The organism is bacterium SCSIO 12643, assembly GCA_024398135.1.
GTDB lineage: Bacteria > Bacteroidota > Bacteroidia > Flavobacteriales_G > Salibacteraceae > CAJXZP01.
In genome coordinates this window covers 978,983-992,053 of the sequence record CP073750.1, presented here as the reverse complement: position 1 = coordinate 992,053, position 13,071 = coordinate 978,983, and the positions used below count along the sequence as shown (strand labels likewise).

At 36.8% G+C, this 13,071-nt stretch carries 10 protein-coding genes; 4 read left to right on the top strand and 6 right to left on the bottom strand.

Going from position 1 to position 13,071, the window contains the following annotated elements; genetic code table 11:
• Nucleotides 1-50 precede the first annotated feature (50 nt).
• Complete coding sequence (locus KFE94_04295) at nt 51-3,146, top strand: T9SS type A sorting domain-containing protein (protein ID UTW67340.1); 3,096 nt, start codon at nt 51-53, stop codon at nt 3,144-3,146.
• 89 nt (nt 3,147-3,235) lie between these two features.
• On the opposite strand, the gene KFE94_04290 is transcribed toward KFE94_04295, so the two are convergent.
• The 5 genes from KFE94_04290 to lpxK form a co-directional block, all read right to left on the bottom strand.
• On the bottom strand, nt 3,236-3,973 hold the full coding sequence (locus tag KFE94_04290; protein UTW67339.1) for a protein phosphatase 2C domain-containing protein: 738 nt from the start codon (nt 3,971-3,973) through the stop codon (nt 3,236-3,238).
• A 72-nt stretch (nt 3,974-4,045) separates the two neighbouring features.
• On the bottom strand, nt 4,046-5,164 hold the full coding sequence (locus tag KFE94_04285; protein UTW67338.1) for a TlpA family protein disulfide reductase: 1,119 nt from the start codon (nt 5,162-5,164) through the stop codon (nt 4,046-4,048).
• Nucleotides 5,165-5,177: 13 nt separating this feature from the next.
• Nucleotides 5,178-6,635, bottom strand: coding sequence for an Asp-tRNA(Asn)/Glu-tRNA(Gln) amidotransferase subunit GatB (gene gatB, locus KFE94_04280; GenBank protein UTW67337.1), 1,458 nt, complete (start codon nt 6,633-6,635; stop codon nt 5,178-5,180).
• 33 nt (nt 6,636-6,668) lie between these two features.
• The gene (locus tag KFE94_04275; protein ID UTW67336.1) at nt 6,669-7,484 is read right to left on the bottom strand and encodes a purine-nucleoside phosphorylase; all 816 of its coding nucleotides are present in this window, start codon (nt 7,482-7,484) and stop codon (nt 6,669-6,671) included.
• Nucleotides 7,468-8,508: a tetraacyldisaccharide 4'-kinase gene (gene lpxK / locus KFE94_04270; GenBank protein UTW67335.1), complete on the bottom strand. Its 1,041-nt coding sequence runs from the start codon at nt 8,506-8,508 to the stop codon at nt 7,468-7,470. Before lpxK ends, KFE94_04275 begins: the two co-directional genes overlap by 17 nt.
• Before the next feature lie 118 nt (nt 8,509-8,626).
• Here lpxK and KFE94_04265 point away from each other — a divergent pair, with 118 nt between their 5' ends.
• A complete protein-coding gene (locus tag KFE94_04265) occupies nt 8,627-9,721 on the top strand; it encodes a Nif3-like dinuclear metal center hexameric protein (protein ID UTW68211.1) in 1,095 nt (364 codons plus the stop codon).
• A gap of 2 nt (nt 9,722-9,723) precedes the next feature.
• Nucleotides 9,724-10,509: a hypothetical protein gene (locus tag KFE94_04260; GenBank protein UTW67334.1), complete on the top strand. Its 786-nt coding sequence runs from the start codon at nt 9,724-9,726 to the stop codon at nt 10,507-10,509.
• A gap of 96 nt (nt 10,510-10,605) precedes the next feature.
• Here the strand turns inward: KFE94_04260 and KFE94_04255 are convergent, their stop codons facing one another.
• Nucleotides 10,606-11,424 (bottom strand): hypothetical protein, encoded by an 819-nt coding sequence (locus tag KFE94_04255; GenBank protein ID UTW67333.1) that lies wholly within the window; start codon nt 11,422-11,424, stop codon nt 10,606-10,608.
• Nucleotides 11,425-11,592: 168 nt separating this feature from the next.
• Between KFE94_04255 and proS the strand changes: the two genes are divergently transcribed.
• On the top strand, nt 11,593-13,071 hold the full coding sequence (proS, locus tag KFE94_04250) for a proline--tRNA ligase (GenBank protein UTW67332.1): 1,479 nt from the start codon (nt 11,593-11,595) through the stop codon (nt 13,069-13,071).

Here is a 13,071-nt window from a genome sequence, read left to right as displayed (position 1 = left end):
TATATTCAAGGGATAACATGGATTTGGAAAAATGTAGTAAATATATATTTATGAAAAAAAACACACTTTTTGTATCTGTTTTAGTTGGTTTGGGGTCTGTGATGGCTTTATTTACGGTACTAACCGAGAATGGAAGTCCTCAATTTACTCCTAGAAATAGTGCCGAAAATGGTGCGCATGGAGAAGCCAATTTTGAGTACTTTGAAATCATGAGAAAAAATGCTCAAACAGGTAAAGTTGAGGCGGGTGACTATTTGAATGCAATTGCGCAAACAAAGTCAAATAGAAATGCAAGAGCAACACAATTGAATTGGGAGTTTTCGGGACCAGATAATATTGGTGGACGTGCCAGAGCAATTGTAGTTGATAATGCGAATGGAAATAAACTTTATGCCGGTGGCGCAGGAGGTGGAATGTATGTTTCTACTGATGGTGCAGGAAGCTGGACTTATAAAAGTAGCGATTGGGATAATATTCATGTATCTACAATTGCACAAGATAAGGATGGAAGAATATATGCCGGAACAGGTATGTATGCGGATGCTGGTGCACCAAGTGGAGGTTCTTTCCCTGGTGGTGGTATCTACGTGAGTGATGATAGAGGTGAGACATGGTCTCATTTGGCTTCTACATTACCTGCGCCATATACACCTAATGATACCTGGGCTTATGTAAATAGAATTGCAGTTGCACATTCTAAAAATGCTCAGGGGAATTATACGGTATACGCTGCAACTAGAAACGGTTTAAAAGTTTCATTGGATAAAGGTCAAACATGGATTGAGCCAATGACACTTCCAAATTGTGTGAATGTATTACCAGGAAACGTACAGGATGTTGTAACAACTTCAACAGGACGTGTATTGGTTTCGTATAATGGTGGACTTTACATTTCTGATGATGGTGAAACTACTTGTTCTTACAACAATGTGGGTGCTGCGAATGGTATCGGTGGAAGTACTCGTATGAGTTTAGCTGTTTGTTCAAGTGATGAAAACATTGTTTATGCATTTCAGGGATTCTCTGGGAACCCAGCTACTTTCCAAATTTTAAAATCTTCTGATGCTGGTGATAACTGGGCGCCACTACAACCGGCTCCTCCAACTACTGTTATTGATAGTACTTTTGACTTAATGGGATCTAACCCGGCTTCATACAATCAAGCAATTGGTGTTGATCCAAATAATTGTGATAAAATTTACGTTGGAGCGGTACAATTGTATCAGGTTGCAGGTTCTTGGAATAGTGTTGCAACTACATTCAACTTGCCAGGATATTATGTGCATGCGGATGTTCACTGGTTTACATTTGATCCAAGCAACCCAAATAACTTATATGTAGGTACTGATGGTGGTGTAGCTAAGTCTTCAAATGCTGCTTCCTCTAACATCAACTGGACTGAGAATAACCGTCACTTCGGAACAACACAATATTATGGTATTGCAACTTCTACAGGTGGACAAATTTTAGGTGGTACTCAAGATAACGGTACACATCTGATTAATCCTTCTTTAGGAGGCCCGGCAGCCAAAGATGGTCTTGAAGTATTTGGTGGTGATGGTTTCGATTGTGAAATCTCAGCTATTGGCGATGTTGCTTTTGTAACTAGTCAATATGGTGCAGTTGGTAGAGGTTCTTACCAGGGTGGAGGAAGCCAGGGAGGAATTATTCACCCTTCTGGTAGACCTGGTAGTGGAAATCCAGCTTCTCCATTCTACACTGTAATGAGAGCCTGGGAATCTAAAAATGATGTGACTAGTAAAGACTCTGTAGTATTTACAAACGATACTGCAAGATTCTCAATTGGTACTGGTGATGGTAATAAAAAATTATATACAGGTACTTTAAGAAAGCTTCAGGAGTCTGCGAAGATTGTTCCTGGACAAGTTAAGTTTGAAGATATCGCAGGAGGTCAGGTAGCTACCGATAGTGATGTTCTTGGTGTACTTAAGAGTTTTGGTGATAGTGTTGGAACAGTTGATTATAACACTGGTGAATATAGCATTCGTTGGTCTTTTGCTCCTCCAGTAGGATCTGCGGTAAACAGTGTGTTTAACGTAAAGTATAATGCAGGTGATACTATCGTATTAGTGAGTCAAAATCAGGGTGTGAATTTCCCTTATGAGTTAACATCAGGGTTGGTCACAAATGATTCTGTAAAAGTTCAAGATCCAGTACAATCTTTGGTAGTTGTGTCTATGAACGGTGGATTTGATATTACAAGAGAGGCGCTATACTTCCCTCTTCAAATTCCAACATGGACGACTGTAAGTTCTACAACTCCTTCTTGTTTCGAATTCTCTAAAGATGGAAACCACTTATATGTTGGTGGATATAATGGTAGAGTAACAAGAATTTCTGGATTAAACAATTTCTATTCAGGTGATGATCCAAATGCGGTGTTAACAAAAACAGATATTTTTAATGGAGCTTCTGCAGTTTCAGGTATTTGTATTCACCCAACTGATCCGGAGAAATTATTGGTAACTACAGCGGGTTATGGATTGCCAACTCACGTATATGAGTTGACTGCTGCAGAGTCTGCGACAGGATTCTCTCCAAACAGAAATTTACAAGGTGATTTACCAGATTTCCCGGTTTATGATCCTGAATATAATGTAAACAAACCTGAGCAAGTAGTGTTAGGTACTGAGTTGGGTGTATGGTATTCTGAGGATGTTTCTGGAGTAAGTCCTACTTGGACACAACAAAGTAACGGTGTAGGTAATGTTCCAGTTATGGATGTACGTCAGCAAAGACTGCCGCATAACGAAGCATTAAACTATGGACGTTTCTACATCGGAACATTTGGTAGAGGAATCTGGACAAGTGGCGATTTGGTAAGCGTTGGAGATAATGACAGTTGGGCGGACTTTAATGATAATAAAGAAATCAGTAATGTGAAGTTATATCCAAACCCAGTAAACATGGTGTCTAAACTTACTTTTGATATGCCTGCAAACGGTTCAGTTAATGTGATGATTTATGACATCTCAGGAAAGGTGATCAGAAATGAGAAGAAAAACTTTGCAAAAGGAAATGTGAGCTATGAGATCAATTCAGTTGATATGCCAGCTGGAACTTATTTTGTATCTCTAAGGTCAGGAGAGTTTGTAAAGCAAGCAAAATTTGTTGTGGTGAAATAAACACAATTGAATTTCATAATAAAATTAAAGGAGCTGATTTCAGCTCCTTTTTTTATGCCTTAAATTTGGAGTTGGTAGGCGCAATTAGATTAAGAATCAGCTATAACCCTAACGATGGCTAAATCATCAGTTACATAATGCCCATGATCTTTAAGAGATCGAATTTTATTGTCCAGAAAAGTATCAAACCTGGATCCTTTTTTATCCAATAGTAAATACGCTAAAATTTCACTTTCGGATTTTTGTTCGGTTGTGTTTTTGAGATTCTTGAAAGAGAAGATACCATCCGAGCAAATAGATAAATCTTTGAAATGTGATATTGATAGTTTTTGGTTTTGAGATTCATACCAATATTCAAAATCATCATCTAAATGATAACCCAGATAGTCAGGTTTGTCATTTTGTTCGAACTCGAATGCTTTTCCATCACAAAAGATTAATCCATCGCCAATAACTAAAAATTCGGCAACTTGTCTTTGGGTTTCGATTACGCCAATTATTAGCGTAGATAATAATTCATTTATTTCAAGTCCCAGTTGGTTTTTAATATTCCTGGTATCTTTTAGAAGGGACTTGATAATATCTTTTAAAGTGCTTTGTAGATCATTTGATGTAGGAGTAATGAATTCTTCGTAGAATTTTCTTTTGGCTGTATGCCTTAAGATTTTTCCTAGGAGAATTGAAGCAAAGACGGATTCGTTTCCCATTGTACATCCGTCTAATACAGCAATTAATTTTTTATTTGTTCCAACTTGTTCTTCAATCCAGAAGTCTTCACAGTAATTGGTATGGAAAGCACCAATGTTTAGAGTTGTATATATTTTCATTTAGTTCAAGAACAAAGCTATAACAAGAACTAAAAGTGGAAATGAAATAAGGGTGTAAGATTTAGAAAATAATTATTCTCCAAAGATTTCTTGAAGCTTTTGACCTAGCTCAGCACTTCTAAAATCTCGAGCAATAATATAGCCTTCCGGATCAATTAAGAATGTTGCAGGGATGGATTGTACACCGTACTTCTTCGCTCCCTCAGCTTGCCATAGCTTAAGGTCACTGGTGTGAACCCAATTGATTTGATCCTCAGCAATTGCATTTACCCAGGCCTCTTTGTCTTTGTCAAGCGAATATCCATAAATCTCAAATCCTTTGTCTTTATATTTTTTGTAAAGTTCTAATACCTGAGGGTTCTCAAATCGACAAGGTTTACACCAGGAAGCCCAGAAATCAACGAGTACATACTTACCTCTTAAAGAAGATAGACTTATAATGTTACCTTCAGGGTCAGGATAAGCCAGATCTTCGGCTAAAGTTCCAACATTTGCCAAACTTAGAATGTTGACTTGTTCTTGAAGTTTAGGTAAAAAACTAAACGTAGGATGAGATTGCTCCAGGTTTTTAGCCACAGATCTATATGCATTTGGATCTTCTTCCAGTTGAAGTCCGATAACCACAAAGTAAGCAGCAATGCTTCCTGGGTATTTTTCTATAAAATCAAGAGAGAAATTACGATGATTGCTATACAGTTGATTTTGAACTTCAAAGCTTTTATATAGCGCCTGACTATTTTTTGCTGCTTTCTGGTGATTAATAGCTTCGGAAATGCTATCCAATTGATGCCCTAAAGCCATAGTTTCATCCACCACAATTTTGATTAGTTCTGATTCTTCAGAACCACCAACATAGTAATTATTATATAAGTCAAGACCATCTGCCTCAAGTATAATGTGATCCCCTTTTTGTGCCGCAATGGTCAAATACTTGTTAAAGTCGACCAAGACACGATATACCGCGATGTCTCCAAAATCAGGAGTGAATAAAAAACTGCCATCTTCCTCAATCCAGGTGGTATCCATAGGAATAATACCTTCTGGAGTTTGCTTTGTTAAAACAATTTCCTTTCCTGGGATATTATCTATATACCCGGAAATCGAAGATTCATATTGAGAATAATCCGGTTCGGAATCACACGATGCGAATAGAACCGAAAAAGAAATGGCTAAAAAAAGTAAGTTTTTCATTCTTAGGTATTCGTTAAGATTTGATTTTTTGCATCAATAAAGCATTGGTCTTTTTCGGATCAGCTTTCCCTTTAGAAGCTTTCATGATTTGCCCCATAAAGAATCCGATAAGTTTCATTTCCCCATTTTTAATTCTTGAAGTTTCATCAGGAAATTGTGCAAAAACGGTGTCAATGACAGATCCTAATTCATCTTCATTACTATTTTGGATTAAATCCAGTTCTTGAGCAAGTTTTAGCGGAGCACTGTCAGTAGATTCTAGCAATGCTGGGAATAACTTCTGAGAAGCAATTGAATGACTAATTTGATCAGTATGAATTAATTCGATCATTTCAGCAATTTGTAGCGGAGTTAAAGGGAAGTTTGCAATATGAATTCCATATTTATTTAAATGAGATTTAATATCTCCCATTACCCAGTTTGCAGCTGCTTTATAGTTTTTGGTATGCGCAATAATCGCCACATAATATTCACTAATTTCTTTAGACTCTATGATATTTAAAGCATCATATTCGCTCAAACCATATTCACTTGTAAATGTTTTAAGGAGTGCATTTGGTAAAGTAGGCATGTCTTTAGAAATCGACTCAATTTTTTCTTCATTGACGATATATGGCAATAAATCCGGCTCTGGGAAATAACGATAGTCGTTCACACCTTCTTTGCCTCGCATTTGAATTGTAGTACCACTTGTAGCGTCAAAACCTCTGGTTTCAGATGCAATCTCAGCGCCTTCTTCAACCAATGCGATTTGTCGTTCAATTTCATGCGCAATGGCACGCTTTACATTTCGAATAGAGTTCATGTTTTTTACCTCTACCTTTTCTCCGAATTGATCAGCATCATTAAGCATTACACTAATATTGGCGTCACAACGCATAGAGCCTTCTTCCATGTTTCCATCACAGATATCCAGATACCTAACCAATTTTCTAATTTCGGTAAGATATTCATAAGCTTCATCGGCTGATGAGATTTCCGGTTCAGTAACGATTTCCAATAAGGGAACACCTGCACGATTTAAATCTACAAGTGAATTAAAGGGATCAATATCATGAATACTTTTTCCAGAATCTTCCTCTATATGGATTCTGGTTAGTCCAATGTTTTTTGTCTTTCCGGATTCTAATCTAATTTCTACTGCTCCACCAGTACAGATTGGTGTATCAAACTGGGAGATTTGGTATCCCTTTGGAAGATCAGCATAGAAGTAATTTTTACGAGAGAATTCATTGTATTGCGTAATCTGACTGTTACAGGCTAATCCAAGTTTAATCCCATACTCAATACTTTTTTCGTTTAATCGAGGTAATGTGCCCGGATGACCCAATGAGATTGGACTCACATTGGTATTGGGTGCTACGCCATAAATATTGGGATCAGAAGAAAATGCTTTACTTTCGGTATTTAATTGCGCATGTATTTCTAATCCAATAACAGCTGTATACTTATCTCTGATAGACTTATCCATTCGTAAAATTTAAAATCAAATTATCGTGCAAATTTAATGCATCATACCCACTAATTCTTCAACTAAAAGAATCAGATTTTTTTCGTTCTTTTTAGCGTTTTTAATCACCTCCTGATGGGATACTTCCTGAATCTTACCTTCAACTCCCAGATCTGTGATTACTGAAATACCAAAGACATCAATCCCCGCATGTCGCGCTGCAATAACTTCGGGAACTGTCGACATCCCTACTGCATCGGCTCCAATTATTCGGATGTATTTGTATTCAGCAGGCGTTTCGAAAGTTGGACCAGTTAGACCTGCGTAGACACCTTGATGAACTTTGATGTTGTTTTTGCTGGCAATCTGTTGAGCAGTTTCTATGAATGATTTTTTATAAGCTTCACTCATATCTGGAAATCTAGGGCCTAACTCATCAATGTTAGGTCCAATGAGTGGATTTGTTGGAAACAGGTTGATGTGGTCATCAATAATCATAAGGTCGCCAATTGCAAATTCAGGATTTAAACCTCCTGATGCATTGGACACAATTAGAGATTGAATCCCTAAAAATTTCATCACCCGAATTGGAAAAGCCACTTTATTCATGTCATAACCTTCGTAGTAGTGGAAACGACCTTTCATAACCACAACGGGGACGTTGTTTATGTGCCCATGAATTAGGCATCCTTGATGTCCGCTTACCGTTGATACAGGGAAATGAGGGATGTCTTTATAGTCGGTGATGTTGTCTACATCAATTAAATCTGCAATGGGCCCCAGGCCTGTGCCTAAAACAATACCTATTTGTGGTTTAATAGATGTTTGCTGCTGGATAAACTGTGCAGCTTCTTTATATTGTTCTAACATGTTCTAAAATAGTTTTTTTGAATTCATTTTCCTGATCAAACAAGAAACCTATTGTAATTGAAATTTCGTAAGCTGTTATTTTTTCTTTAAGCAGGTGCGTATGCAGAAGAGGTTGAAGTTTTACTCTGTCTTTTGAAGTTGTGACAACAACAGCATTTTCTCCCAATTGTTGTAATTGAGCGTATATAGTTTCTATATCAGAGGAGGCATAAGAATGGTGATCTTTAAATGATAATGTTTTAACGTTATTTCCTAATTGTTGTAGATGGTTTTTTAGTGGTTGAGGATTAACAATACCTGTTACCAATAAGATTTTTAGATGCTGATTCCATTCTATTGAACCATGAAAGCGATGAGGTTGTTGATATTGTATTTTAGAAAAGAATACTTTTTGATCTTTGGAAGGTTGAATTCTATTGATGATTTGTTTATGCTCGGTTGATGAGATTTTATCAGGACATTTGGTCACCACAATAATATTCGCCCGTTCTTTGTTTTGAGCAGTTTCTCTTAAGTTTCCAGCCGGTAATACAAAATCCTTATAGAATAAATTATCGTAGGTAGATAAAAGAATGTAAAACGAGCCTTGAATTTTTCTGTGTTGAAAAGCATCATCCAGAATAACAATCTCAGGTTGAATTTCGGTCTGAAGCTTTTCAACTCCTTTTGATCGATCCTCACATACGGCCACATCTATATTTTCAACATTGTTGTAAATCTGTAAAGGTTCATCTCCAATGGTATGACTATCTGTTTCTGGTGTGGCTAAAAAATACCCTGAAGTTTTACGTCCATAACCACGGCTCAGGACAGCTATTCTAAAAGAAGACCGGAGTAGTCGTGCAATATACTCGGTATGTGGTGTTTTACCAGTTCCTCCAATTGCCAAATTGCCAATTACAATTAATGGAATATCAAAAGAATTGGAGTGTAAAATATTCCTGTTATACAAGAAGTTTTTAATTCTTGTAACACCGTCATATACGACCGCAAATGGATAGAGAATTAATCTAAATTTAGACATAACAGAAAGGCGAAATTACGGATTTAATGCGTAACAAAAGCTTGAAATTATTTAATAATATTCGTGGTTTGAATTTGTGAATGGTTAGTTTTGAAGTTAAACAATATTGTGCAGAATGATAACAGTTAAACAAGTCACAAATTATCTGGAGAGTATCGCCCCTCTAGCCTATCAGGAAAGCTATGACAATGCAGGTTTGATCGTGGGAGATTTTAATAGCGAGGTCAAGGGTGTTTTAGTTTGCCTGGATAGTGTGGAGGAAACCATTGAGGAAGCAAAGAAACAGGAAGCAAATCTTATTATAGCGCATCATCCGATAGTATTTAAGGGTTTGAAAAGATTAAATGGTTCTAATTATGTGGAAAGAACAGTTATTTCAGCAATTAAAAATGATATCGCTATTTATGCTACACATACAAATTTGGATAGTGTATTGAACGGTGTCAATTCCATGATCGCAAAAAAAATTGGTGTAAAAAATCTTCGAATTTTAGATCCGCAAAAAAATGGCTTGAAGAAATTGATTTCATATGTACCAAATGCAAAAAAAGATGAAGTTCTGGAAAGTTTGTTTAGTGCTGGGGCTGGGCAGATTGGAGATTATTCACATTGTAGTTTTTCTCATGAAGGGATAGGGACTTTTAAAGCTTTAGAAAATGCGGATCCGTATGTTGGAGAAAAAGGGCAGGTACATCATGAAGAAGAGTCCAGAATTGAAGTGATATTTGAGAGTCATAAACAAAGTGTTGTTGTAAGAGCTTTATTGGAAGCACATCCTTACGAGGAAGTTGCATATGATGTGTTGCGCTTGGATAATAAAAATAATCAGGTTGGTTTGGGTGTAGTTGGTGAGTTGGAAGAGGAGATACCAACAATGGATTTGCTTCAAGAAATAAAAACGAAGATGAATGCAGGAGTTGTAAAATACACTCCGGTTGTAAAATCTCATGTAAAGCGTGTAGCAATATGCGGAGGTTCAGGTAGTTTCTTGCTTTCTGCCGCAAAAAGAAGCGGTGCTGATTTATTTTTAACCGCAGACTTTAAATATCATGAGTTTTTTGATGCTGAAAAACAATTGGTTATAGCTGATATTGGACATTATGAAAGTGAACAATATACAAGTGAGTTACTTGCTGATTTTCTTAAACAAAAATTTTCTACATTTGCAATCCGAATTTCGGAAATAAATACCAATCCGGTTAATTATTTATAGATATGTCAAAAGCAGTGAAAGATCCTAAGCTAATGTCAGTTGAGGATAAATTAAGGTCACTTTACAAATTACAGTTGATCGATTCAGAGATCGATAAAATTAAAACCATTAGAGGTGAACTTCCTATCCAGATTCAGGATTTAGAAGATGAGATCGCAGGTTTAGAAACGCGTATCTCAAAGATGCAGGAAGAGCGTGAGGAGTTGGAGCAAAGCATCGTAGAAAAAGGAATTCAAATCAAAGAATCTGAGGCTGCAATTGTAAAGTACAAAGAGCAACAAAACGATGTGAGAAACAATCGTGAATTTGATTCTTTAAATAAAGAGATTGAGTTTCAAAGTTTAGAGATTCAACTTGCTGAAAAAAGAATTCGTGAGGCAAAAGCTAGAATTGCAAGTAAGGATGAGGTTTTAGGTGTTGCGAATGATGAATTAAAGAGTAACAACACTGAACTTCAACATAAGAAAGACGAGTTAGGCGGAATCGTTGGTGAAACGGAGAAAGAAGAAGAAAGATTGCAAAAGCTTTCTGAAGAAGCGGAGACTAACATCGAAGAGAGACTATTAAAAGCGTACCATAGAATTAGAAATAAAGTACGTAATGGTTTAGCTGTTGTGGCTATTGATAGAGCATCTGCGGGAGGTTCTTATATTCAAATTCCACCACAAAGAATTTTGGATGTTGGTGCGAGAAAGAAAATTATCGTTGATGAGCACTCTGGTCGTATTTTGGTAGATCAGGAGTTGGCAAACGAAGAACAAGAAAAGTTCAAGAAAATTATGGAGTAATTCCAAATACGATAAAACTAAAAAATGCCTCTGATTATTTAATTAGGGGCATTTTTTTTAGAGTTAAGTTAGGGTAAGTGATTGGTTGAAGAGCGACTATAGCGGTGTATTAGCTGGCATCGCAGTTGGTTTTTGTTTGTAGGTATTGGAGGGTGAAGTGGATGGTGTGCTAGATGCTGGGGTTGCTTGAGGTTTGGGGTTTTTAGGAGTATAAGTAGAAGAACTTCTTTTGGGTGGATGGTTAGCGTTTTTTGATGGCCCGGAGGAATAAGGTGTATATTCATATGTTTGGGTAGAAGGCATAACAGGAGATGGAATTGTTTTAGGGTCATTGTAGTATCCGGAGGAAGTTTTAGTCCTTTTTCTTGTGGTATAATTATAGTTTGAAGTTCTGGCTAAATTATAACGTACGTTAGATTTTTCATCAGGAGATGCGGTAGAAGGCTTGATGTAAGTGGTTTTTCTCTGAGTGTATGAGGAGCAATGTCCTAAACTATAATATGGAGTAGACCAGTTACTCCAATAGGAATAGTATGTATTAAATGGATGCCCAGGATTATAGAAATTAGAAGCATAACGGAATGGAATCCATTCGGGATAGAAGCTATTGTGGAAGAGAGAAAAATTGCTGTAATAAAAAGGTGGTAATGTGAATTGATAATTGAATTGGTTTAAAGAAGCATACTTCTGATCTAAAGTACGTGTAGTTTGATTGTTTAACGAGTGGTTTAGTGTGATTTTGAATATTGTGGAATCCAAAGAAAAGTATTCTGAGTTTGGTTCTTCAAATATGGGTTTTGCGGGGAGGCTATTGTCTGAAACAAAATTGGGTGCAATGTATAAATCTTTGTTAGCTGAACACGAGACAAAAAAACTGAATACTAAAATGAACGGAATGTAGCTTAAATATTTCATCTCGTAGAAAATTTATTTAATAAAAAATTAACAATAACTGTGCCGTAATTATTACACTTAACGTTAAAACATTAATCCATCGTATGTGGGTGTATTTGTAATTTATATTCCGTGCCAAACCCAAATGAATATTTACTTTTGGCGACTTAATAAAATGATATTGTTAGGATGGCAAAGAATTTCACAAAGAGGTCAGAAGATTACTCGAAATGGTACAATGAACTAGTAGTAAAAGCTGATTTAGCAGAGAATTCTGATGTTCGTGGAAGTATGGTAATTAAACCATATGGATATGCAATATGGGAAAAGATGCAGCAGCAACTAGACAAGATGTTTAAAGATACAGGACATCAAAATGCGTATTTTCCATTGTTTATCCCCAAATCATATTTAAGTAAAGAAGCAGAACATGTAGAAGGCTTTGCGAAGGAATGTGCAGTAGTAACTCATTACAGGTTGAAAGTAGATGAAGAGGGAACAGGAGTAGTTGTAGATCCGGAAGCAAAACTAGAAGAAGAGTTAATCGTTCGCCCAACATCAGAGACGATTATCTGGAATTCATATAAGAAATGGATTCAGAGTTATAGAGATTTACCAATATTGATTAACCAGTGGGCTAATGTGGTGCGTTGGGAAATGCGTACCAGATTGTTTTTAAGAACAGCAGAGTTTTTATGGCAAGAAGGTCATACTGCACATGCTACCAAGCAGGAAGCTATAGCAGAGGCAGAGCAAATGTTGGATGTATATGCGGAGTTCGTTGAAAACTATATGGCTGTGCCGGTAGTGAAAGGTTTGAAATCTCCAAGTGAGCGTTTTGCAGGAGCATTAGAAACGTATTGTATTGAAGCAATGATGCAAGATGGAAAAGCATTACAAGCTGGAACATCTCACTTCTTAGGTCAGAATTTTGCAAAGGCATTTGATGTGAAGTTTACGACAAAAGAAGGTCAACAAGAACATGTTTGGGCTACATCATGGGGTGTGTCAACACGTTTGATGGGCGCACTAGTAATGACGCATTCAGATGATAACGGTTTGGTATTACCTCCTAAGTTGGCTCCGATCCACGTGGCTATTGTTCCAATTTTTAGAAATGAAGAACAGTTAAACCAAATCAGTGAGGTTGCATTAAGGCTAAAATCAGAATTGGAGGCTAAGGGGCTAACCGTTAAATTTGATGATAGAGATACACATAAGCCAGGATGGAAATTTTCAGAATATGAGTTTAAGGGTGTCCCTGTTAGAATTGCGATTGGAGCAAGAGATTTAGAAAATGGAACTTTCGAGGTAGCTAGAAGAGATACGTTATCAAAGGAGATTGTTGCAGAAGATAATGTAGTGAGTTATGTGGCAGAATTGATGGATAAAATTCAGGAAAATCTGTACTTAAGAGCGAATCAATTCAGATTGGATAATACATTTACAGTAGATACCTGGGATGAATTTAAGAAGGTGATTGAAAGAAGTGAAGGTGGTTTTGTTAAAGCGCATTGGGATGGAACTGCGGAGACGGAAGATAAGATTAAGGAGTTAACGAAAGCAACCATTCGCTGTATTCCGTTAGATGCTGAGGAAGAAGAAGGTGTTTGTGTTCTAACTGGAAAACCTTCTAGAAAAAGAGTATTATTCGCTAAAGCATATTAA